Below are 23,891 nucleotides of genomic sequence, written 5' to 3'. Positions count from 1 at the left end.
CCGTTAGCACAATATCCCGAAAGTCCGGTCCAGAGCTCTATTGTTGTCCTTAGGGCTAACTTGGCCCCGTGCCTGGAACGGACACAAAGACAGTTTGGTCTTTTAGACAAAAACCGATGCTGGAGTAGTTCGCCCGTCCTGTCCTTTCATCCACCCTTCCTCCCGCTCAGCAACCAGGTGCGTATCATGCCTTTGCCTCGAACTTCTATCAAACCGCGTTCGACGAAGATGTATCGGTTCATGAGGCGTTCATGAACGTCCGATGTCACCTGGATTTGCCCAGGCTCGCCGGTTTGCTCCATTCGCGCCGCCATGTTAACTGCGTCGCCCCAAACGTCGTAGAAGAACTTTTGCCTGCCTACGACTCCGGCGACGACCGGACCGCTGGCGATACCGATGCGAATCGGCACCGCACGTCCTTTTGGATCAACGAGGTCAGCGAGCGTTTCGCGCATCTCCAGTGCGAGATCTGAGAGTGCCTCAACTTGGTCTGGCCGCGGCTCGGGCACGCCACTCACAACCATGTAAGCATCGCCGGTGGTTTTGATCTTCTCGAGGCCATGCTTCTCGACGAGCGTGTCAAGATCGCTGAAGACGTCGTTGAGGAATCGAACGAGATCCTCCGGATCCGTATCGCTTGCCCGCGCGGTAAAGCCCCCCATGTCGGCAAAAAGGACAGAGGCCTGATCGTATCGGTCGGCAATTACTTCGCCGCCACTCTCCTTGAGACGTGCAGTCACACTGACAGGTAGGATGTTCGCGATCAATGCCTCGGAACGCTCGAACTCATGCTCAGCCGCCGCCTCGGCGTGCGCGATCTGACGCATCGCATAGAGTACGATCGCAAACAGGATCGCAAAGCTCAGTACGACAGAGGGAATGAAATTCGCAACGAAAACCTGGTGCGGTGGCCGCAGCCCTGTGTTCACCGGCGCCACGGCCTCCAGAAAGATCGTGACCGTAGCGGCCAACGCGACCAGTGCGACTGCAACTGGGAGGCGTATCTCTCCGTAAAACGGAATGAGAAGCGCCGGAACCAGCAGGGCCCAGAAGTGCAAACCCGAACCAGTTCCAAAGATCAGACATAGTCCGGAAATGTCCGCCAACCCGACCGCGATAAGCAAGGACGCTCCCAGCGACGGCCCCCACCGATGCATTAACGGGACAGCGCTAAAACCGAGCGCGGCGCCGAGATGGACGAGCGATGGCGGCCACAGGCCGGGATTGGGGTTAATCATATGGGCGACGACAAATCCCAAAGAAATCGCCACGAGCGCAAATGCGGTCGCGTTCACCACGCGGAGCCGCCGCGCGACCTTCTCTGGATAGCGTTCGGTGCCAAAGCGGATGGTTGGAAGAACTCGGCGCCATTTCATACGGACCCCTCCAATGCCTTCGATCATAATTGGGTGTCGGAATGAGACGAACGTCAAGCTTGCAGACAGTGTGAACGTGCGCGACAGCATGAATGAATGCCGTCGCCGTTGCGCGAAACTTGCGTCGCCGAGGATAAGCCTCACTGGCAAACCTTCCACTTGGTCACGTCGTCGGGGACATCTCAATTGGGTCTAGAATACGCAAGGCGTACGCGAACTAAACGTAAGGATCACCGATATTGCCACGGTGCGCACGCACAGCAGCATCGGTCGAAATGGGCTCATTCGAGATTCTGGATGCAGCTGCTTTTGCCTGACTAAGGTCTGGACGGCACTACAAGGCCGACCCAAAGGAGACATCCAGCGCACTGCTGCAATGCCGCGGTTGCAACCCGCATAGGCATCGTTCGCTGCAACCGCTCGTACGCGGCGGTGGCAGATGTTTTGATCGCGGACAAAGCGGACCAAAATCCCATCCCGTGTAGTAGCTGCTTTGGCAATAGTAAGAATGATCGGTATATATGTTCCGAGCGGTTGTATCGGGCGTCACCACACCCTACATTACGAGCGTCCGAAATGGAGATTTCATGTCCCGGTAAGGAAGGGAGGCAGCGTGCCTCTCGGTGCAAATCCTACGTTTGAGAACAGCTCCGTCATACTGTTTTGACGGTGAACGTTGATTTGCATGCTTTTCCTAACCATCGGCACCCAAGCCCTGCTTGTGCCAGAGACATGAAAGCAGACATCCTATGACACGGGATTATTCCAGTTTCCTCCCACCGCGCGCGCACGACGCCGGATCACCCGTCAAACTCAGCCGTATTCAGGCCCTCGGCTGGCAACCCTTCTTCGCCCAACAAATCGGTGTGGACGATTTGACCGCGGCTCCTCCCGTTCGCGTCGTCGAAGTGCATCGCAATGGGCTGCACGTCATCGGCGACACCGTTGATACGACACTTCCTCCCAGACCCGATGTAACTGTTGGGGACTGGCTGATGCTGGATACGGTGCACCCGCGATCCAGCCGAGCCCTTGAGCGCACCAGCCTGATCAAGCGACGCGCGCCCGGCACGAACCGGCAGGAACAGCTCATTGCTGCCAACATCGACACGGCCTTCATCGTCACGTCCTGCAATCAGGACTTCAATGTGGCCCGGCTCGAACGCTACGTCGCGCTTGCATTTGAGGCTCGGATCACGCCCGTCATCGTCGTGACAAAGACAGACCTCGTGACGGACCCGCAAGGCTATATCGACTCGGCCCGCGCTGTGTCGGACATGATCGACGTGATCGCACTTGACGCCCGCGGAAGCGCACCTCGGACAGGTCTGTCTCCGTGGTGCTTGCCCGGCAAAACCGTTGCATTCCTGGGCTCGTCGGGCGTTGGGAAATCGACATTGACCAATGCGTTGCTCGAGGGCCAATCCATAGAGACCCAGTCCATTCGAGAGGACGACGCGAAGGGTCGGCACACCACGACGCGACGCCATCTTCACTCAATGCCGAATGGCTGCTTGATCCTCGACACCCCCGGAATGCGGGAGTTGCAGCTCACCGACGCGGCGGATGGGATCAATGACCTATTTGCAGATATTCACAAGCTGGCAGCGCGCTGCCGATTCAATGACTGTCGGCACGAGACGGAACCAGGCTGCGCTGTTTTGGAAGCCATAGAAAACGGCACCATCGATTCAATGCGCCTCGGCCGGTGGCGCAAGCTCTTGGCGGAAAACGCCTTCAACTCCGCCAGCCTTGCCGAACGCAGATCGCGGGACAAAGCGTTCGGCAAGATAGTCCGTGACGTCAAGAAACTCAAAGATGTCAGGAGATAGAGCGATGACACAGTCAAAAGCCGGTCAGATCGTGTGGCATGATCTCTTCACTTCCGACAGGAAACGGTCGATGGACTTCTACCAGCGTATCGCCAACTGGACCTACCAGGTCGAGCGGGCGACGGACTTCGCATGGGGCGGCGGCGAGAAGGATTTCGTCCTTGCCCTGTCCGGTGACGAAGCCGGTGCCGGATTTGCCGAGACGCCGCCGAAGCAGCAAAGCGGCTGGATCGCTTACATCGAAGTCCCCGACGTGGATGCGGCGGTGGCGAACGCCAACAAGCTAGGAGGAAAGATCGTACGACATCCGTTCGACGTGCCGGGCGTCGGGCGCAGCGCACTGGTTCGCGATCCGCTCGGCGCGCTGCTGGGAGTTTCGCTGTCACGGCACGCATTCCCGGTGCCACTCCGACAGTTCGGCCCCGAAGTCTACGTCAGCAAAAAGGGTGACTTCCCCGAAGCGTTCTATGCCGAGCTCTTCGGATGGCAGGTCCGTCCAGAGAGAGACATTGAGAGCCTCAGCATCCTCGAGCCTTCGGGCAATCCCGTCGCCGTCCAACATGCCGCGGCTTGGCATACAGGCTCAAACTCAATTTGGGTACCGAGTATCAAGGTTGCTTCAATTTCAGATGCCTGCCGTGTGGCCGAAGTCAATGGAGCGCACCCTGTACTTGAAAATGACAACAGAGCCGCTCAATCCCGGAGCATCATCCTTCGTGATCCAAACGGCGCAGCGTTCGTTTTCAGCGTCGAGCGGACAAGCCCGTCATAGCTACATGCTCCGGCCTCATCAGAACTTCAGAGTGGGCATTTGCCCGCTCTGCAGGATCGGTGACTATGTGCTCACTGCCGCAATCGGAGCAAATGCGTCATTTGATCAGTAAATTCGACTGGTACGGATGGGTACGGCCCATTTCGGACCTTCAGCCGAACTGCTGGATGCTGCAGTGCGGCCGGTCAAACCGGCCGTTCGCTGCGGGTGCGAGATCTAGGGTTGGTTGAACTCACAGCTCGCTGACCTTTCTACTTGGCAGCAACAATCGCAGGCTGAATTCATAGTCAGAAATATTGAAATCTTCATCCATCATCGAAACGGACAAATTATCGCCTGGGATGACCGAAAACCGCTTACTGGTGATCTAAATCACATATGGGTGTTTTTTTGCCAACCGGGGTTGGATCCGGGATTTTGAATTGGTCTCACCGACGGTTCCAAAACTCACGGTATTAGCGATATCGATGGGCGTGTTTTTGATCGTCGCAGCTGCATTGGCTATCCTGCACATGGCATTGCAATCGCACCCGTCAATCGCGGCGCTGAAAAAACGTGACCTGGACAAAACGACCATTTGGGACGTTATCAGTGGTGGGCGGCTTCCGGCGAAATCGTTTTACATGATCCTGACCATGCAATTCGTCATTGCCGGGGTTTGAATCCTGCGCCTAGACTCAATCCAGTATCTCGATGATAAACGCGGGCTCGCCACCTATAACGCCGATCACAATACGACCGAGTTTGACGTCCATCGCACGTTGATCTCTTACTGCAATTGGGATGACCAATTTTTCGAAGTACGCATCACGGACATAATCGAGGGCAATCCCCTGCCGCTACGCGATCCCGATATCGATATCCCCATGGATGAACAACGCATCAAGGAATTTTCAGCTTTCGCCACGGCGGTCAGCAGGGAATTCCGTGAACAGGGGCCGGGCGCCATCCGCAACCTGACCCTGCGGCTGAACCCGGTTTTCGCGATCATAAGCGCGTTTTCCTGATCTGTGCGCGGGGCGTCCTGCGCAAAGGGGAAAACGCCACGTCGTTTCCAATGAAATACGCCGGGGCGGGGCTGATCCTGTCATTCTGTTTCGTGTTGCTCGCCTATTTTGTGATCCTTGAACACCACGTCTCGACCGAGATCTCGGCGGCTTATGCCACAGGGCGGGTGGTCTGCCTGGAACATGCCCTTTTTTTAAGGGGCAAACCCTTTCCTTTGTATTTTCAACAATCGGGCTTTTGGTTCCGTTTTTTATGTCTCCGCGCCAGGTTTTCAGGAACCTATGATGTTTAGAACACTGTATTTTATCCTACCATTGATGCTGCCAACACTAGGCGCTTCGGACCCGTCGCAAACGACATTTGCGATCCGTGACGTGCCGGGTTGGGTAGAGGTCACAAGCGCCAAAAACAGCTTCTGGAAAAAGACAATCTTGACCACTGGATCGCCATGACTAGGCTCAGGATCCATTGTTTTCCGAGCGACGGCATGATTCACGGCTCGAAAACGAGCGGTGAACATGTCTGATCTTTTCTGGTTGAGTGACGCGCAGATGGCGCGTCTGGAACCTTTCTTTCCCAAGTCGCACGGCAAACCGCGTGTTGATGACAAGCGCGTGTTGAGCGGCATTATCTTCATCAATCGTAATGGCTTACGATGGCGTGATGCACCCAAAGAGTATGGCCCGCACAAGACGCTCTACAATCGTTGGAAGCGGTGGAGCGATAAGGGCATCTTCGCCGCGATGCTCACCGGCTTGGACACTGATCATGGTGAGGAAAAGACCGTCATGATCGATGCCACGTATCTCAAAGCCCATCGCGCAGCGTCCAGTCTTGCGGTGAAAAAGGGGGACGTGGACGCCTGATCGGCCGAACGAAGAGCGGTATGAACACAAAGCTTCATGCCATCTGCGAAAGCAGAGGCCGTCCGCTGAACCTGTTTGTCACCGCCGGTCAGCTCAGCGATTACATCGGCGCACGGGCACTGCTTTGCAGCGTGCCAAAGGTAGATTGGTTGCTCGGCGACCGAGGATATGACGCCGACTGGTTCATAGAAGCGTTGAAAGACAAAGGGATACGCGCCTGCATCCCAGGTCGGAAGCAGCGCAAGACAACTGTCAAATACGACAAGCGCCGCTACAAACGCCGAAACCGCATCGAGATCATGTTCGGACGGCTCAAAGACTGGCGGCGTGTGGCCACGCGATACGACAGGTATCCGAAGGCCTTCCTGTCCGCCATCGCACTCGCGGCCCTCGTCATTTACTGGCTATGAGTCCCGACCCTAGGAAGAGTTGATGAGTTGACCTATTCCGTACCGACCCCGTTCTCCGACGTTTTGCAGGCAATGCAACATACCCGCACAGGCACCGGTTGGGTGAAACTGCGGGCTGGCTGGGAAAGATAGTCAGTGCCGCGCGACGCGTCCATCAGGGTTGCGCGCCAATTGCAGTCATATCAGATTGTGACCATCTTCCGCCGCCCGGCCTAAGAAAGTCAGTTCTTGACCAAATGACACCGAAGATCAGGACCTTTGATTTTGCCTGCCGACCCAGAGGACACACCGCCAACGGGCATCCCGACCGTAACGGGCCAAACCGGATATTGAACAAGTGTCACGTATTCTGCAGCGCGGCTGACTGATCCAGGCTTTAGCTGCACCGGCAAACCGCACTCCAAAACCATCCCACATGGTTCAAACCTGTCCGGGAAGCCATAGAACGATTGCCGGGAAGGCAACAAGCATCGCGATAGTCGCAGCATCCGCCAGAAAGAAAGGTGTTACACCTTTAAAAACATCCTGAACGCTTAGGTCATCGCGCACACCAGCCACGACAAAGCAATTCAACCCGATCGGTGGCGTAATCAGACAGAACTCGGCCATTTTTACGACCAGAATTCCGAACCAGATGGCGCACATCGGGCCGGACATCCCAAAGGTGCTTTCTGCTGCACTTACGGCTTCGCCGCCGTTCAACGCCATGACCGCAGGGTAAACAACCGGTAAGGTCAGCAACAACATCCCGATCGCATCCATGAACATGCCCAGAACAGCATAAGCCAGAAGGATACAGATCAGGATCAGCATCGGCGACATTTCAAGCGAGGTGATCCAGTCGGAGAACGCGTTGGGCAGTTCGGCAAAACCCAGAAAGCGAACATAGACCAGAACACCCCAGATGATGGTGAAGATCATGACGCTCAGCTTGGCGGTTTCCAACAGCGCGTCTTTGAGTTCGGACCAGCGCATGCCTTGGTACAACGCCATCAGGAATACCACGAAGGCTCCGATGGCACCGCCCTCGGTCGGTGTGCCCCACGCATCACCTCCAAACGGGTTGTAGACAAAGAAGATGATGGTCACCACGACAACCACGATGGGCAGTGCGGGCGGCAGCGACAGGAAACGTTCTTTCCACGTAAAGCCTGTGACCGCGGGACCGAAACCTTTGATCACAACGGCCATGCCAATGATCAGCAAGCCGTAGATCACGGCTGAGAACATGCCCGGGATGAATCCGGCCAACAGCAGTTTGCCAACATCCTGTTCCACAATGATCGCGTAGATGACCAGAATGGCCGAAGGCGGGATGAGCGAGGCCAACGTACCGCCTGCAGCGACGACACCGGCAGCAAAGCGCTTGTCGTAACCGATCTTCAGCATCTCTGGGATGGCGATGCGAGCGAAAACAGCCGATGTGGCAACTGAGGCCCCGGATACCGCGGCGAACCCGGCAGTCGCAAAGACTGTCGAAACCGCCAGCCCGCCCGGAACCCATGCGAGCCATCTCTTGGCAGCCTCGAATAGCGCCTTGGTCAGGCCCGCGTAGTAGGCAAGATAGCCGATCAGGATGAAGGTCGGGATAAGGCTCAGCGCCTGGCTTGAGATCTTTGAATGAGGCACCTGCCCCGCTGTTTTGACGGCCACGGTCACTGCCTTGCCGAAACGCGCCGGATCGTACCCAAATTTGGCCCAAAAAATCCATATCAGACCAACCATGCCGGCGGTCGCGGCGGCAAAGGCCACGCGCATCCCCAACACCACAAGAACAAGCATTCCGCCCGAGACGATCAAACCAATATCAATGGGTTCCATCAGATTTAACCTCAGTTGTCGTGGCCCGAGACATGCTCGGCTTCCATTGCAGCCTGCGTGGCGGCATCGGCTATTAAGGGGACGGCAATAGGCGGCTGGTCGGGATGACAGATCGCGCGACCGTAGGCCCAGAGCTGCAGAACAAGCCTTAGGCAAAGCACGCTAAAGGCGACGGGGGCCAACAGCTTTGCAGGCCACAGCGGGATACCTATGTCGATGGAGCTGTCGCGGCTCCAGAGTGGAGCACCAAAGTCAAAACTGCGCGCGAAATGTGCCCAGCTCCCCCAGATCAACAAGACGATCAGCGCCAGAATGAGAGCGGTTGTGACGAACTCAACGATATAGAGCGTCCGGCCTTTCAGCGCGCCAACAACCATGTCCATTCGGATATGACCGCCATCACGCTGCGAATAAGAAATCCCCATAAAGGCGATCAGCGGCATGGCTTGCTCGATCCAGTCCACATAACCAGGAAGTGGTGCATTGGCGATATTCCGGCCACCGACGGAGACCACGGCCATGACCATCAGCGAGAAAACCGCAAGACCACTGATCAGAGCCAGAATACTTTCCAGTTTGTAGAGGCGTTGATCGAGAATGCTGAGACGGCTGTCGTCGGACAGCACCAGGGATGACCCGGCCATCGTTTTACTCCGCTGTCAGGGAAGAAAGAACCCGACGCCAGCTAAGCTGACGCCGGGCAGTGAGTGGATTAGCTGCCGCTTGCGATCTTGCCAGTCACAAGGTCATAGAGCTCTTGTGCTGGCAGGCCACGCTCGGTGTTTTCTGTAATCCAGGCCTCGGCTGCGGGTGCGGCAGCGGCTTTTTTGAACGCTGCGATTTCTTCATCGCTGAAAGTGACCCGTTCGATGCCGCGTTTATCCAGCTCAGGGCCCCACGCTTCCATCGTTTTGGTCTGGTAATGGCTCACGTAGTGATCCAGCGCCTCTTCCACCGATCCCAGCAGAGCCTCGCGGTGTTCGTCAGATAGATCTTCCAGTGCCAGCGTGTTCACCACGACAGGGCAGTTGACGGTGCCGGGGTTGAGGTTTGTCGTCCACCACGTGCCATTTTCAATGGTGCCGAAGGACATATGGGCGTGTGGCGCAAAGCTGACCGCTTTGACGATGCCGCTGTCCATTGCCTGACGCACTTCTGACGCAGACATCGAGGTCGGAACTGCCCCAACCGTCTCCATCGCCTTGCCGATGCCACCTGTCGCCCGTACGCTCAGACCTTCAAAATCGGTTAGGGATTTTGGCGCTTCGCCTACTCCAACAAGGTTGTACTGCGGCAGCGGTGAAGGCATCAGCAGAGTCGCGTCCCAGCGGGCCAGATCCTCGACAACGGCCGGATGTTGATAAACGGCCATCGACAGGTCGACTTCCTGTTCAAGGGATGTCACGCCCAGAAACGGCAGTTCCAAGACAGTGATCGAGGGGTTCTTGTCGCGGTGGTAGCCAGCGCAGAACTGGGCCATTTCAAACGCGCCAATCGAAATACCATCAAGGTTTTCCTTGTTCTTCGACAGGCCGCCATAGCTGATATTCAGGGTAAATTCACCGTTGGTCTTTTCGTTTACCAATTCGGCCAGTTTTTCGACGTGCTCGGTAAAGGCGCGACGCTTGCCCCACAGGGAAACGTTCCACTCAACGGCCAGTGCTTCGGATGCAAAGGTTAGCGAGAGGGCAGCAATGGCCGCCCGGTTCAGATGTTTGCGCATAGTGGCTCCTCCCAGTCACGCAATTTGTTTGTGCTGAGTATTCAGTATGCGTAGAGGGCTGACTATGAAGGAAAACGCGGGCGATCCTTCGGGTCCTCTGCGGATTTCCGCAGGACGTTTCTGGCTTACAACAAGGCCTCTTTATCCAGACCAAGTTTGACGATCTTTTCATTGAGCGTACGGCGACCAATTCCAAGTGCCTCAGCTGCGGCATCCATTCGGCCTTTATGCGCCTTTATAGCTTTGCCAATAAGCTCGCGTTCAAAAGCAGCAACCGCTTCGCGTAGCGTATCTGGCACATCGTCGATGTGATGATCACTTTGGATCGCCTTAGTAAGAGAACCGCCCCCGCGCCGGGCGGCCAATATGCGTCGCTCGCAGACATGGCGCAATTCACGCACATTGCCGGGCCAGTCATGTGCAAGCAGAGCGGCCAAATCGTCCTGATCGAGTTCTGGCGCGTCAATCTCATAAACCTGCGCGTATTCGTTCAAGAAATGCGTTGCCAACAGAACCAGATCATCCCGCCTTTGTCGCAGCGGAGGTAAGGACAGGACGACAGTATTCAATCGAAACAACAGGTCCTGACGCAGGCGGCCTTCCTCGGCCGCCTGCACAACGTCTTCGTTGGTTGCTGACACGACCCTGAAGCTTACCGGCACCGGCGACACAGCCCCCACCGGCAGCACCTGCTGATCTTCGATGACCCTTAGTAGCTTGGCCTGCGCCGCTGGTGGGCACGAACAGATTTCGTCCAGAAACAAGGTCCCGCCCGATGCCGCCACAAGCCTTCCATCGGATTCACCCGCGACGCCGAACATTTCCGCTTCAAACGTATCGGCCGACAACGCGGCGCAATTCAGCGCCAGAAACGGTGCCTCCGGCGAGCGGCCCAAATCATGTAAAGCATGGGCAACCAGTTCCTTCCCGGTGCCCGTGTCTCCCTGCAATAAAACCGCAACCCATGTATCGGCAAGATCAAGTACTTCTTGTCGCAAGTCTGTAATGGCGTCTGTTTGACCCAGCAGGATGCGGTCAAGCCCGGACAGCTTGAAAAGCCGGTCTTTAAGGCGGGCATTGCTTTTTCGCATTCGGTTTTGTTCAGCCGCGTGCCTCAGCACCGTCAGCAATCGCCGTGGTTCATATGGCTTTTCGATGAACCCATACGCCCCGTCCTGTATGGCCTGAACCGCCATCGGGATGTCACCATGTGCCGAAATCAATACCACCGGAGGCGCCACATGCCTGTCCAGGCTGGCCAGCAATTCAAGTCCCGACATGCCGGGCATACGCACATCGGACAGAATAACATCGGGCGAGGCGTTAGTCAGATGTTCCGTCACCTGGGTCGCGCGTGGCAAGGCGCTGACAATCCAGTCGGCAGCTTCGAGCAACTCGACAAGAGACTGTCGCATCGACTTGTCATCATCAACGACCAAAACTTTGAAGGGTTGCTGTTGGGTCATTCGTTCGTTTCTTCAGTAATTGAGGCCATTGGGAAGGTGACACGGAATATTGTTCCACCGCCATCACGATCTCGGGCCGTCATTGTGCCATCGTGATCTTTGACAATGCTGGTGGAAATGGCCAGTCCCAAGCCCATACCTCGTCCGCTCTCCCTTGTGGTTACAAACGGCTCCTGCAATTCAGCCAGCGTTGCCTCGCCCAACCCATGACCGTTGTCCTGAATTTCCAACACTGCCTCATCATCAGAAGCCATGACAGCGATATGGATTTCAGGCGCATCCGCTCCGTCCGTTGCATCTATGGCATTGCGTAAAAGATTAGTGATGACCTGTTCGATCCGCAGGGCACTGCCCCGGATAATGACCGGACCGGTCGGCGCATCAACTGAGGTTTTCACCTTACCCTGCTCGATGTTTGGCGCAACCAGAGCCAAAGCGGCGTTGACCGAGGTACATAAGTCTACGTCGTCGAACGCCTCACTCTCTGACCGTGCAAAAAACCGCAATTGGCGCGTGATCCCTTCCATCCTGTCAACCAAGCTTCCGATTTTTTGCGGCAGCTTGGACTCACCGGAAGATGAGATCTCTTCTGCCACCAGGTGATTGCGCATCGCAGCGATGGGCTGGCCCAGTTCATGCGTGACCGACGCAGATAGTTGCCCCAAAGCCGCCAGCCGGCTTGCGCGCTCCAACTCGCCTTGGGTGCGCTTGAGGCTCCGCTCGGCTGTCTTGCGGTCGTCAATTTCAATGGCGAGCCTTTCATTCGCCTCGCGCAGCTTTGCTTCTTCCTGTTCGGACCGCGCCAAGGCCGCGCTTACGCGTCTTGCGCGTTGTATCTGGAAGAAGACGAATGCGAGCCCCGCCAAAAGGACAAAAACTGCAGTTACAAGCCAACTGCGCGCTACGGCCTGATCGTCACTTGCAAAATAGTGAAGCGACCAGCCATGTGGCAAATCCGTAGCTGCAAGATGCAAGCGCTTCGTCCCCGCAATTCTGGCCTGATCCCCCGGTAACTCAACCCAATCCAACGCATCTAAGTCTTGCCCCGGAAACTGCCTGGCATCCCGAATCCGTTCTCGCTGTGGTTCTGACAACGGCGTCAACGCGCGATATTGCCAGTCCAAATTCGACGAAAGCAAAACGACACCGTCTTCATTGGCCAAAAGAACCTGTTCACCCGAGTTTTTCCAACTATCCTGAAGATCAGAGAAATCGATCTTTATCGCTATGACGCCAGTTGAAGCTCCCTGGTCGTCAAGCACTGCGTTGGCGATGAAGTATCCTGGCAGACCAGTCGTTGCCCCGATGGCATAAAAGCGGCCCTGTTTACCAGAAACGGCATTTTGGAAATACGGGCGGAAAGCGTAGTTCTGGCCAACAAAGCTCCCAGTGTCGCGGTAGTTCGATGCGGAAATCGTGATCCCGTCTTCGTCCATCAGGTAGATCGCATCCAGCCCCGCCTGCTCCGCAAAATCCTCGAGGCGCCGGTTTAAAGTTCCGGTGCTGTCTCCTTCGGCTGTACCAATTACAAAGGAATCCTGTGACAGCACATATGTGAGGTGGGAAAATCGTTCTAGTTCGCTGTTCACCGAGCTTTGGTAGAGAGAGAGTCGGCCCTGAGCTTTCGAAAGTTCCGCCGAAACGAAGTATTGGTAAGAAACCAAATAAAGGCCAATGCTGGCGACACTGGCTACCAAAATACCTACAATATACGAAGTTGACCGCATTGAATGCCCATAAACCGCGACAACATAGGATCACAGTAGGATTTAGCCGTCCATCCCATGACTTCTAATCCGACATTTTGATGTTCAGGCCAAACAAGAATGACCGAATAATTTGAGAAGCTAAGCAATGAACGAACCTGCCAAAACAACTTTTCGCTTTTCGCAAGTAGACGTCGGCCCAAAACCTGTCGGGTAGTCATTCACTTGATCGCGGGAATTGAGACCAGACGGCCTATGAAGAAGACCTTGGTCTTGCAACCCAAGGTAAGGTAGCACAAAATCTTTGATCTGCTCGCTTTCTACCAGATCATGCAACAGACTATAGCTTTGGTTTGTCGCTCGGTGGAAAATAGAATTCACAGCGGCGTTCGTGCGCCGGCCCCATTGCTGCGAAACCTGTCATTCGAGCCGTAGGTCGCTGATAACTCTGATGCAGACAAAGCCGTCATAAACCTTATCGACAACAATGCCCGCTCTCCATTCATCGAGACTTGAAGGGGTTTAAATGTGAAGGTTCGTTCGCGGGACTTCATTCCGGCCAACCGGCTTTGGCAAGATTGGCGATAACGGACTCCGCAACGTTTGGATCAATGTCCGGATTCATCGCGCGGATGAAATCCGGCGTGACGTGGGGAAATTTGTCTGAAAGTTTGGCAGTATAGATGTGCGCTTCGACCAGTTGTCCCAGTGCTGCGTAGGAGGCGGCCAGAAAATAGACCTCCACCTCGAAATCCAACGCGTTTTTCAAAGCGGCAATCGCCTCTTCGTACCGCTCCTGCCGGTAACGCAAAATTCCCAGGACGGTGTAATAGTTTGGCAAGGGATGCGGGCTTCGGTCGAAACCTGCTTCAATCCATTTGTTTGCCAGATCAAATTCGCCGCAATTCGTGATAACATCACCCATCCAAATAAGGCTTTCGGGATCAAACGGGTACTTGTCGACCACCGTTTTCGCTGTGCGTAGGGCCGCGTCGCAGTCCCACCTGTGATGGATATCTGCATATGCTTTCAACCAGAGACCGGACCGTAAACCTTGGGGCGGCAGAGCCTCATCCGCAAGACCCTCATCAGCCAAGGCCGCCGCTTTTTTGAACTCGGCGGGGATATCGTCTGCCCAGCCGAACAGACCCGCAATCATATGGATCCAACCGATTATGACCTTGAGTAGGCCGGAGTCCGGAAACTTCACCAGACCTTCTTGAAAAATCTCAAGCGCTCTTGCATGCGATTGAGGCGTGTACTTGAAGAACAAATCGTGGCCACGCAGATAGTAATCGTACTCCTCTAGATGGGCGGAGGATTTGTCCCATGCCGCTAGATATTCCGCTGCTCTTATCGTGCCATGATGGCCGCTAAGTGATTCTGCAAGCTTACTGGTGATCTGATCCTGGAGCGCCAGCACGTCGGTGCCGCTTTGGTCGAACTTATCGGCCCAGACGTGATTGCCGGTCCTCCCGTCGATGAGTTGGGCATTAATGCGGATTTTGTCCCCGGCGCGGCGAATGCTACCTTCCAGCACATAGCGTACGTTCATTTCCTGAGCAATTTCTCGGACATCGACTGCCTTGTCTTTGTAGAGGAACGCAAAAATGCGGGCGATCACCCGCAGTTCTTTCCAGCGGGCCAACTCGGTGGTGATGTCCTCGGTCATGCCATCCGCGAAATAGCCGAGGCTGCCATCGAGTGACAGATCGTCAAAAGGAAGCACGATGACCGAAGGCAGGGATTGCGCATCACCGGGCACGGTGGCGATTTGCTCCTCTGCCGGCGGAAGAGTTTGCCAATAGGCGAGCCCGAGGACAAGCGACAGAACCACAGCAAGCACCACCGTCATTGCGACGAACCTGGTATGCAGTTTCGTAGAAGCTGAGGCGGATAAAACCGGGGTAACCAGCGCGTCAGCCTTCTTGTTGAAGGTGACGCTGAACGCATTGATCGGACGGGTGATGTTTTTGACCTTAACCTCGCCGAGATCGGCAAAATCGACGTCCAACTTGCCCCGCAATTCATTGCGCACGTTGCGGCCCACGCAAATGCCACCGAGGTCAGCAAGGCTTTCCAGCCGGGCCGCGACATTGACACCTTCGCCGTAGATGTCATCGCCTTCGACAATGACGTCGCCGATATTGATGCCGATGCGGAACAAGATCCTTCTGTCTTCGGCCACGGCGGCATTGCGCGCATTCATCCCACATCGCACCTCGATGGCGCATTTGGCGGCCTCAACCACGCTGGGGAATTCCATCAGGATCCCATCCCCCATGAGCTTAATAATGCGTCCGCCCTATTGCGCGGTTTTTGGGTCGATCAACTCCGCCCGGTGAGCCTTTAGAGCCTCAAGCGTGCCAACTTCGTTCCCTCCCATCAGTCGGGAGTAACTGACTACATCAGCGGCAAGAATGGTGGTGAGCTTGCGGTCCACATCAAACTCCATAGCTCAGGGACAGAATTTACCATTGATCCCGTATTTTTGTACATCATCGGAAAGCGGAATTGTGCAAAAGCGGCCGATTTCGTTGCGGTAGCCAAACACGGTTGTTCGATCTTGGGTGTTGAGCCGTGTCCACCAGTCGAAGTCCAATATGATCTCACTGCCCTTGGGAAAGACCTGTTGCCATCGTTGATGGCGTTAGCTGATTGGGCTGGGGATAACCATGAACAGATTCAGCATTCAAGGGATACCTTCGATGCAGAAGCATGAGTTAGGTCGCATTACCGGCCATTCAAACTTGGTGCAGCACCCGGTACTGAGGGCTCGTTGTAGACGTTAGATTGTTCGCAGCAGTTCACTTGGTGGACGGTGTTGCGCCAACAGGGACGGCCCAGATCGGTCATTGATCACGTTGTCCAATGCCACAATGCGGCTTCACCAAAGCCGACTTTGGTCGACGGCGCGGCAACCAATCAGCTTTGATGCCTGCACCGCGGACGATTTTCAACCTGCGGGCCAACGCGATCAGCTTAAGATAAGCTGCTCATTAAACTCAGGTGAGGAACAAGATGAAACGTTCAGCAAATCCAGTTCTGGAGGTTGTCCGCGCAGCTATGGAAGCTCACGATCTACGGGACCGCTACAACGAACGTCCATGGTCCCAGCGCAATGACTATCTCGGCTGGATCGACCGAGCCAAGCGCGACGATGCCAAACTTAGACGCCTCAATCAGATGCTGGATGAACTGAAATCCGGTGACGTCTATGTGAAGATGGCATGGCGCCCGCGGTCGTTAAACGGATATCCGCTATCTGAGCTCCATCACCGCTAGCCGGGCCAGCAACTAGCGTCAGCATCACTTCTGAAGATACCGGGCGTCTGCAAGGATCACTCAAAGTTGCGGCCTGTTCCGGTCATTAAGCATTTATCCACGGCATTGCAGGTGCGTCGGCATTCCGACTATTCGCTGCGATCGTAAGACCAAGACCAGTACTCATTCACACGTCGCGCTGTAAATCCACCATTCAAGGCCTGAATTTGGCGCTCCAGTTTGTTTGAACTGTTTTGTAGCTCGTGGGTGTGAAAGTTAGGACTGAACCCGCTCTTCGAGCGGAAGAGGCGCCTCATAATGGATAGCGCCGTCATTTTGTTTGCTGTGACGGGAATTTTGCACGCAGTCGCTATTTGGACACCTAACAAGACTTCTGTTATCATTCCTAAGTCTGTTACGGCAATCGTTCTCTATTTTTTGCTGTGTCGGGTAATTTATCAATGGCTATTAAGCTGGATATACAATCATCTGAACTGGACGATAAAGCGCTGTCGACAATTGTGGCGCTGCTTGATCGTGACTTGAACAATTCGGCCGGAATTAGATCTGCTCGTGCGAAGCACAAGCCCGCACCAGGAGAGCGCGCATTTGAGTTATTGCTTGACCCGCAGCTCTGGATCGAAGTTTCGCAGTCTGCTGCGGTGTCGTCGTTAATCCAAATCTTGAAAGCTTACATTGTTCGAGAAAAATCAATTTCATTCGCATTGAGTACAGATGACGGCACAGAGATCGTATTTGACGCCAAAAACTTCAGCGAGGAAGAGGTTTTTGACGTTCTATCCAGACTTGCCCCGGATACCACGCAGACTTCATCTCAAGGTGTTGCAAAAACTGATCAATCAGACGTGACGATCGAACTTTTCGAGCCCCCTCAGAAGCAAACTGATTCCAATCAAACAACGCGAAAGACTGCGATTGTCGTAGGAATGGACAATTTCGAAGACCCTGAGTTGGACGATCTGAGCTACGCACGTAACGACGCTACGGCGCTTCACAATCTGCTACAGGGTGAGACTGGCGAACAATTTGATCATGTCGAACTGATAACCCAAGGCAACCATTCCGATGCGCTGACGACAATTGAACGGATAACCACTGAAACACAGCGTAGCGATCTTTTACTGATTTATTACGCAGGTCACGGTTTAGTAAGAAATCAGAAATTACATTTGGCATTTGCTAATACGCGCTCAGATCTTGTCCATTCAACAGCTTTGAAATACAGCAACCTGCTTGATGTTGTTGAGCAAGCAACGGCTCGTTTCCGATTGGTAATACTCGATTGCTGCTACGCGGGTGCAGCTGGAGAGGATGCTTCTCGCTCAGCGCTGAGTGAACAACTTAAAATAGAGCTTGGAGCGAACAGCCGCACTTTGGTGATGACTTCGGCCACCAGCACGCAAGTAGCTCGGGAAGCAAAAAGCTATAGCCATGGTGTGTTCACCAAGCACCTCTTGGACGGATTGAAAGGTGCGGCTGACCGAAACGGTGATGGTACAGTCGATACTCGCGAGCTTTTTGATTACCTCGAAGAGATGATGCAGGTCGAACACCTTCAGCGCCCGCAGAAATTCAACTTTTCAGGCAGTGGCGCCGTCACCCTGCGAAAAACCGGGTTGCAACCACATCGTGATCTCGCTCGGCGTCTTCGCAAGCAGGTCAACGACTTGCAACATGAAGGACTTCTGTCGGTGAGCCAGTCGGACCGGCTGACCGGGTTGTTGAAGTTGAATCTCGACCAAATGGACCTGGTGCAGCGTCGTCGTTTTCGACTACTGGAAACTCATTTAAAAGGCGATTTCAAACCAGGACTGTTTTTCGATGAATGGGAACGGTTGAGTGCGAACAAACCTTCTACGCCGCGAACGCAGGCGAAGCAGCCACCGCCTGAAACTTCAAATGCGGTGAAATTCGGCAAGAAATGGGCACATTTCAAGTCTGGTGCAAACGAAGTAATTTCCTCGGCAAAACAGCGCGCAAGTGAAACAAAGGACACCTTCCAAAACAAAACGTCCATTTCAGAAACTCAAACCTCCGAGACGCCGAAAAAAAGACCATGGAAGTCACTAAGAGCATGGGACAAGTTCATGCGCGTCTGTAGTTATATTGGTCTGTTGTTTGTCGTTCTATTTGTGTTGTTGTTCATCGTAGCGTCGGGCATGTGAAGATACCGCATATTCGTCTTAGTAACTGGCCGTCTGGCCTCCAGTCAGATGAGGCGACTCCGCGGCGCAGCGCATCAAACTTCACGAAACCCTCCATCCGACGACGGATCCGTGCACATTGCAATACAATCTGGGCTAGTCCTCCCAGCGAAACGCGTCCTTGTCCGCCTTCACCCGACCCAAAGACGGCAATGCGAAATGGTTCCCTAGCACTAGGCACCCTGTTTCCGAGGCGCTTTCCAACAGTTTCCGACGGGATGTGACGGCCATCTCAGCATCGGAGTCAAATTTGAAGTACCACTCCGGGTGCCAGCACTGGGCGGTTGTATGGATCGCATCGCCGGTAATCAGGGCACGCCTGTCTCCGCTGGTGATCTCGACTGAGACATGGCCAGGTGTATGACCCGGCGTGGGCATCAAGGTGACATGATCGCCCAGCATATGCCCGGTCTCTACCAGTTCCGCCTGCCCGGCTTCGATGACGGGCAGAACGCTTTCGATATAAAGGTCGCTGTTGTCCTTGCGCTGATACGCCTCGTCCGCCGCAGGCATCAGATAGCGCGCGTTCGGAAAGGTTGGAACCCAGCGCCCGTCCTCGAGCCGTGTGTTCCAGCCCACATGATCAGCGTGCAGATGGGTGCACAGGACGTAGTCGATATCCCCCACATCCAGCCCCGCCGCCGTGAGGCTTGCGACAAACCGCTGGCTTGAACGCTTGTGCCAGTCGGGCCGCCGCGAGAGTGTTTTGTCATTGCCGACGCAAGCGTCGACCAGAATGTTATGTGCGGGTGTTTTCAGCAGAAAACCCTGAATCGGCAAGATCAAACGCCCGGATTGCGCGCAAACGCCACCGGGTACATGCGCTTCGACAATGGCCCGAACATCTGGTCCCGCAGAGGGAAACAGCTCTTCCGTGGTCAGAAATGGAGCATGGATTTCCAGAATACGCCAGACTTCAACATCACCCACTTTACACAGCATGGCCGGTACCCTTTCTTACTTTGCTGAACGCCACGCGCCTTTGACTTGGTGCTCTGCATATCAGATTCTCAAAGGCTATCGCATCGGTAGCATTAAAAAGAACACAATACTGTTCCGAACAAACGGAGGATGTGTGCAACCTGATGGACGTAGTGCGTATCGCAGCATCAGAGAGCAACCCCGCCGGAAATGGCGCAAGAGCGGCCGATACCAGCCGTTGGCCACGTCATCTCGGTGCTGCGTTGCGGCCTGTCAGACCGGGCTTTCGCTGCGAATGTGGTCGATGCAGGCACGACGACGAGCGGGGTTCAGTAGTTTCCCTTTGCAGCTTCCGTCAGGATCAGTTTGTCCAACGTCAGATCAGAAACCGCTCGCCGCAATCGTTCGATCTCTTTCTGAAGCCGCTTCATTTCTTTCAACTGATCCACGCCCATTCCGCCATATTTCTTTCGCCAGCGATAACAGATCTGTTCCACAACGCCGATCTGACTGATCGCATCGAGACGGGACATACCTTGCCCCATCAAAACCTCAGCCTGCAGCAACTTCGAGGTAATCTCTGCGGGCTTTGGTCGCTTGCTTGCCATCCTTGGTCCTCCGTTTCCTGAACATAATGGTGGACCAGTTCAGTTGGGGAGGCTCTCTATGTTCGCTGGTCCTACGCTTGGCACATTTTTCTCCGGTAACCCGGGCGCGTTGGTAGGAGCTGGTTCAGGGTTCGCTGGTGGAAAGCTTGCACACAAACTGAGCACAATAGGAAATTCAAATAGACACTTGAGCTCCGTCGCGATGACTAAGGCCAAAATTGAAAGACTGGGCCTGCAGAAAAGATGGAACGCTCCCACTTTTTGGTTAAAGTGATACAACTTGAAGTAGACGTTCAGAGACACTGTCTTACAGCTAGTACCAGCCCTCAGCCAACCTTCAAACCAGCGGGGATTTGACTTTTCGTCAGGTTGAGACGGCCCATAGCGGACCTTGAACCAAGGCAGCTGATGCTGCTGTGTGGCGCGTCGCACCTGCCCATTGCTGCGGCACTTTCCAACCCAACCCAAACTCGCGAATTTCGGAACTTTTGCCTGGCGTCGCATTGAGAACAGACACACATTTGGCGACATTTCTATATGGTGACATGACCCCTGCTGATTCCACACCTCAATCCACGGATCGCATCCTTGCAGGCGTTACGCTGATGCTTGGATTTTGCCTGACCGCTCCTTTGTTGGATGTAGCTGCGAAGCTCGCATCAGCCAGTGTTCCAGTTGGGCAGATAACGGCTGCTCGCTTTGTAGTTCAGTGCGCGTTGATGGCACCGTTTATCTGGATAATGGGACTGTCGTTACGAGTGGCGCGAGGCGAATTGATGGCACTCGTATTCCGTTCACTACTTTTGCTGTTCGCGACCTTTTGTTTCATCGCGGCAATCCGGGTGATGCCGCTTGCCGACGCTCTGGCAATCGTGTTTGTGGCCCCGTTCATAGTCTTGTTGGTCGGCAAGTTTTATCTTGGGGAAGATGTAGGTCCTCGTCGTGTCGGGTCTGCTCTTGTGGGGTTTGTTGGTGTATTGTTCGTCATCCAACCCAGTTTCGCGGCTTTCGGTGCCGTTGCAATAGTCCCGCTTGGTACGGCAGTTGCCTTTGCTTTCTACATTCTTGTAACGCGGGGATTGTCGCGTCGAATGCATCCTGTGGCTCTGCAATTCCACACTGGCCTGGTTGCCAGTCTGTTTTGCATTCCAATCTTAGTGGTTGCGCAAGGTTCTGGCTCCGAGTTGTTCGATCCCGTTTGGCCGACAGACATCGCGTTGTTGTGGCTTCTAGGCGCTGGTTTTTTTGCGACGGTGAGTCACCTGATGATGACCTACGCACTTTCCTTTGCGCCTTCCGCCACATTGGCTCCATTGCAGTACTTTGAGCTACCGGTAGCGACCCTGTTTGGTTACCTTGTTTTCAATGATTTCCCCAACACGCTCAGCCTAATTGGAATTGCCATCATCATCGGTGCAGGACTGTACATGATACATCGCGAAAGGGTCACAGCCAGACAGTTGGTCACAGCGCGCGCAGCACCTCCAATCTAAGACTACACGCGCTCGCCCCTCTTAACTGACCTTCGTGGATCCAGCGGCACCTACCAAGTCTCGGTCTCTGCTCAACGATTTTTCCGCATTTGAGATTCGTGGTCGGGTCGTCTTTTCATGCAGCTATGTCGGAAGCTGCGATTTCTCACGCGTTGCATCCCAAGTAAATACTTTCGACAACGAACCTCATCATGCCTGGAATCTGACCCGCGCGCCCGACCTTGCGCGGTTTTCAAACAGTAGCTTTGGCCGAAGGGATACGAAAGTGGCAAACTTACTTGATCCGTTTAAATTGAAACACTTGGCTTTGCGCAACCGTATCGTTAGCACATCCCATGCACCGAGTTTTGCCGAAGACGGCCATCCACGGGACCGTTACAGGTTGTATCACGAGGAAAAGGCGAAAGGCGGGGTTGCTCTGACCATGGTCGGTGGGTCGACCAATATCGCCCCTGATAGCCCATCGGTGTTTGGCCAGCTTTATGCCGGTGATGACAGTATCATCCCATGGTTCCGGAAACTGACGGATGGTGTTCACGAACATGGCGCCGCTATCATGTGCCAGATTACTCATATGGGGCGACGCACAGCCTGGGATGATGGGCATTGGCTTCCGGTTATGGCTCCGTCTGGTATCCGCGAACGCGCTCACCGCTCCTTTCCCAAAACAATGGAACAAGAAGACGTCGATCGCGTGATCAGCGATTTCGCTGCTGCTGCGCAACGTTGTCAGCAAGGCGGGTTCGACGGGATCGAAATTTTATCCCACTCACACCTTCTGGGGCAGTTCCTGTCCCCACTGACCAACCAGCGCGAAGACAACTATGGCGGGACGTTGGAGAACCGTATGCGCCTGACCCTGCAAGTGCTAGACGCGGTGCGCGCAAAAGTCGGCCCCGATTTCATCCTGTCGATGCGCATCACCGGCGATGAACTGACCGAAGGAGGGCTGAGCACCAAAGATTGCATAGCTGCCGCTCGGATGTTGGAACGTTCCGGCCATGTCGATCTTCTCAACATCCTTGCCGGGGCACCCTTTGATGATCTGGGCTTGGCTGAATGGGTGCGCCCAATGGGCCTGCCTGCGGCCCCGCATGTCAACGTGGCCGGCAGCATCCGTGATGCTGTTGATCTGCCGATCCTGCACGCCGGGGGGATTGCGGATATTGCCACGGCCCGCCACGCTGTCGCTGGCGGCTATGTTGATCTGGTGGGCATGACCCGCGCACAAATGGCCGATCCCTATTTGGTGGATAAACTCGCGCGTGGGGAGGAAGAGCGCATCCGACCCTGTGTTGGCCTGGGTTACTGCGTGGACCGGGTCAATCAAGGAAAACCTGCCGTGTGTGGGCACAATGCCGCCACGGGGCGAGAGCGGACCTTGCCTCATATCATCACCCTCAGCGACACTCGCAACAAAGTGGTTGTCATTGGCGGTGGGCCCGGCGGGCTGGAGGCCGCGCGGGTCTGCGCCCTACGCGGTCACGAAGTCGTGCTGTTTGAGGCGTCGGATCGGCTGGGCGGCCAGTTGGTTTTAGCCGCCAAGGGGATGACGCGCAGACAAGTCTGGGGCGTCGCTGACTGGTTGGTTTCCGAAGTGAGCACGCTCGGGGTCGATATCCGCTTGAACACCTATGCCGAAGCCGTTGACGTGCTGTCCGAAGCTCCCGATGTTGTGGTGGTCGCGACAGGCGGCTGGCCCGAAACCGTAGCCATCCCCGGCGGTGACCTAGCGGTCTCCAGTTGGGAGGTGTTGTCCGGTGAAGCACGCGTCTCGGGCCAAGTGCTGTTGTTCGACGAGGTCGGCGACCACCCTGCGGCCATCACGGCCGACATGCTGGCAAGCACCGGGTGTAGCGTCAATCTCGTTACCCCGGATCGGACCCTTCTGCATGACCTCGGTCCAACAACCTCTGCCGTTGCATTGCGCGATCTGGTCTCCAACGGAGTTACCTTCACCTGTCTGCAAGAACTTACCTCTCTGACGCGTGAAGGTGACTTGGTTCGCGCCAGCTTGCGGCACGTGTTGACGGGGGATGTCACTGAATGTCTCGTTGATTACGTGGTTGTTGAACATGGCCTGTCCCCGATGGCCGAGCTTTATTTCGACCTCAAGCCAAGTTCGCGCAACCTTGGACAGATCGAACACAAGGCGCTCATTGGGGGGACGTTTCCATACGTTGACACCAATCCGAGCGGTCAATTCTATCTGGCCCGCATTGGTGATGCGGTTACAAGCCGGAATATGCACGCTGCAATTCTCGATGCCTTGCGGGTATGTGCTCCGGTCTGAAAGAAACCATGCTCCTCCGCCGATAAAACAAGGGAGTTGACTAGCAGTTCTGGTGCAGCAAATGACAGGATAGCACCGACCCTCATAGGTTTCGAGCGGCCCAACCA

General features: G+C 55.0%; 20 protein-coding genes and 1 pseudogene. 11 read left to right on the top strand and 10 right to left on the bottom strand.

Going from position 1 to position 23,891, the window contains the following annotated elements; genetic code table 11:
- Nucleotides 1-146: 146 nt before the first annotated feature.
- A complete protein-coding gene (locus tag ACR0IM_RS08445) occupies nt 147-1,376 on the bottom strand; it encodes an adenylate/guanylate cyclase domain-containing protein (protein WP_480643059.1) in 1,230 nt (409 codons plus the stop codon).
- A gap of 749 nt (nt 1,377-2,125) precedes the next feature.
- Between ACR0IM_RS08445 and rsgA the strand changes: the two genes are divergently transcribed.
- The 6 genes from rsgA (at nt 2,126) to ACR0IM_RS08415 (ending at nt 6,264) form a co-directional block, all read left to right on the top strand.
- Nucleotides 2,126-3,208, top strand: a complete 1,083-nt coding sequence (gene rsgA, locus ACR0IM_RS08440) for a ribosome small subunit-dependent GTPase A (RefSeq protein ID WP_480595421.1) — start codon at nt 2,126-2,128, stop codon at nt 3,206-3,208.
- A 4-nt stretch (nt 3,209-3,212) separates the two neighbouring features.
- A complete protein-coding gene (locus tag ACR0IM_RS08435; protein ID WP_480595422.1) occupies nt 3,213-3,980 on the top strand; it encodes a VOC family protein in 768 nt (255 codons plus the stop codon).
- 467 nt (nt 3,981-4,447) lie between these two features.
- The gene (locus ACR0IM_RS08430) at nt 4,448-4,642 is read left to right on the top strand and encodes a hypothetical protein (RefSeq protein ID WP_480681496.1); all 195 of its coding nucleotides are present in this window, start codon (nt 4,448-4,450) and stop codon (nt 4,640-4,642) included.
- A 204-nt stretch (nt 4,643-4,846) separates the two neighbouring features.
- Nucleotides 4,847-4,987, top strand: coding sequence for a hypothetical protein (locus tag ACR0IM_RS08425; protein ID WP_480595424.1), 141 nt, complete (start codon nt 4,847-4,849; stop codon nt 4,985-4,987).
- Between the two features lie 50 nt (nt 4,988-5,037).
- Complete coding sequence (locus ACR0IM_RS08420) at nt 5,038-5,280, top strand: hypothetical protein (RefSeq protein WP_480681495.1); 243 nt, start codon at nt 5,038-5,040, stop codon at nt 5,278-5,280.
- A 226-nt stretch (nt 5,281-5,506) separates the two neighbouring features.
- A protein-coding gene (locus tag ACR0IM_RS08415; protein WP_480681493.1) for an IS5 family transposase occupies nt 5,507-6,264 on the top strand; the annotation gives its coding sequence in 2 pieces (ribosomal slippage) (nt 5,507-5,828 and nt 5,828-6,264; 759 coding nt in all).
- Nucleotides 6,265-6,684: 420 nt separating this feature from the next.
- Here ACR0IM_RS08415 and ACR0IM_RS08410 read toward each other — a convergent pair.
- The 7 genes from ACR0IM_RS08410 to ACR0IM_RS08380 all read right to left on the bottom strand — a co-directional run bounded on the left by ACR0IM_RS08410 (nt 6,685) and on the right by ACR0IM_RS08380 (nt 15,423).
- The gene (locus ACR0IM_RS08410) at nt 6,685-8,085 is read right to left on the bottom strand and encodes a TRAP transporter large permease (protein WP_480595426.1); all 1,401 of its coding nucleotides are present in this window, start codon (nt 8,083-8,085) and stop codon (nt 6,685-6,687) included.
- 11 nt (nt 8,086-8,096) lie between these two features.
- Complete coding sequence (locus ACR0IM_RS08405; protein ID WP_480643067.1) at nt 8,097-8,729, bottom strand: TRAP transporter small permease subunit; 633 nt, start codon at nt 8,727-8,729, stop codon at nt 8,097-8,099.
- A gap of 68 nt (nt 8,730-8,797) precedes the next feature.
- A complete protein-coding gene (gene dctP / locus ACR0IM_RS08400; protein WP_480681492.1) occupies nt 8,798-9,808 on the bottom strand; it encodes a TRAP transporter substrate-binding protein DctP in 1,011 nt (336 codons plus the stop codon).
- A 125-nt stretch (nt 9,809-9,933) separates the two neighbouring features.
- Nucleotides 9,934-11,274 carry a sigma-54-dependent transcriptional regulator gene (locus ACR0IM_RS08395; protein WP_480595429.1) on the bottom strand — a complete coding sequence of 447 codons (1,341 nt, stop codon included), beginning with the start codon at nt 11,272-11,274 and terminating at the stop codon, nt 9,934-9,936.
- Complete coding sequence (locus tag ACR0IM_RS08390; RefSeq protein ID WP_480681490.1) at nt 11,271-13,001, bottom strand: sensor histidine kinase; 1,731 nt, start codon at nt 12,999-13,001, stop codon at nt 11,271-11,273. The genes ACR0IM_RS08395 and ACR0IM_RS08390 overlap by 4 nt, the downstream gene beginning before the upstream one ends.
- A gap of 529 nt (nt 13,002-13,530) precedes the next feature.
- Nucleotides 13,531-15,246, bottom strand: coding sequence for an adenylate/guanylate cyclase domain-containing protein (locus ACR0IM_RS08385; protein WP_480681489.1), 1,716 nt, complete (start codon nt 15,244-15,246; stop codon nt 13,531-13,533).
- Nucleotides 15,247-15,285: 39 nt separating this feature from the next.
- On the bottom strand, nt 15,286-15,423 hold the full coding sequence (locus ACR0IM_RS08380; protein WP_480643072.1) for a hypothetical protein: 138 nt from the start codon (nt 15,421-15,423) through the stop codon (nt 15,286-15,288).
- Nucleotides 15,424-15,471: 48 nt separating this feature from the next.
- Here ACR0IM_RS08380 and ACR0IM_RS08375 point away from each other — a divergent pair, with 48 nt between their 5' ends.
- From ACR0IM_RS08375 to ACR0IM_RS08365, 3 genes are all read left to right on the top strand, one after another.
- Nucleotides 15,472-15,702 carry a winged helix-turn-helix transcriptional regulator gene (locus ACR0IM_RS08375; protein WP_480681487.1) on the top strand — a complete coding sequence of 77 codons (231 nt, stop codon included), beginning with the start codon at nt 15,472-15,474 and terminating at the stop codon, nt 15,700-15,702.
- Between the two features lie 299 nt (nt 15,703-16,001).
- A complete protein-coding gene (locus ACR0IM_RS08370; protein ID WP_480681486.1) occupies nt 16,002-16,265 on the top strand; it encodes a YdeI/OmpD-associated family protein in 264 nt (87 codons plus the stop codon).
- 440 nt (nt 16,266-16,705) lie between these two features.
- Nucleotides 16,706-18,430 carry a caspase family protein gene (locus ACR0IM_RS08365; RefSeq protein WP_480681485.1) on the top strand — a complete coding sequence of 575 codons (1,725 nt, stop codon included), beginning with the start codon at nt 16,706-16,708 and terminating at the stop codon, nt 18,428-18,430.
- A gap of 135 nt (nt 18,431-18,565) precedes the next feature.
- Here the strand turns inward: ACR0IM_RS08365 and ACR0IM_RS08360 are convergent, their stop codons facing one another.
- Together ACR0IM_RS08360 and ACR0IM_RS08355 are read right to left on the bottom strand one after the other, a co-directional pair.
- Nucleotides 18,566-19,411 (bottom strand): MBL fold metallo-hydrolase, encoded by an 846-nt coding sequence (locus ACR0IM_RS08360; protein WP_480681484.1) that lies wholly within the window; start codon nt 19,409-19,411, stop codon nt 18,566-18,568.
- 264 nt (nt 19,412-19,675) lie between these two features.
- Nucleotides 19,676-19,998: pseudogene (locus ACR0IM_RS08355) on the bottom strand (transposase); the annotation flags it as partial.
- A 545-nt stretch (nt 19,999-20,543) separates the two neighbouring features.
- On the opposite strand from ACR0IM_RS08355, the gene ACR0IM_RS08350 reads away from it, so the two are divergent.
- The gene (locus tag ACR0IM_RS08350) at nt 20,544-21,491 is read left to right on the top strand and encodes a DMT family transporter (RefSeq protein ID WP_480681483.1); all 948 of its coding nucleotides are present in this window, start codon (nt 20,544-20,546) and stop codon (nt 21,489-21,491) included.
- Nucleotides 21,492-21,756: 265 nt separating this feature from the next.
- Nucleotides 21,757-23,784, top strand: coding sequence for an oxidoreductase (locus ACR0IM_RS08345; RefSeq protein ID WP_480681482.1), 2,028 nt, complete (start codon nt 21,757-21,759; stop codon nt 23,782-23,784).
- Nucleotides 23,785-23,891: the final 107 nt, after the last annotated feature.

The organism is Ruegeria sp. BF6 (assembly GCF_056538665.1).
Note: the sequence above shows the minus strand (reverse complement) of the source record. Positions and strands in the feature narration are given on the sequence as shown.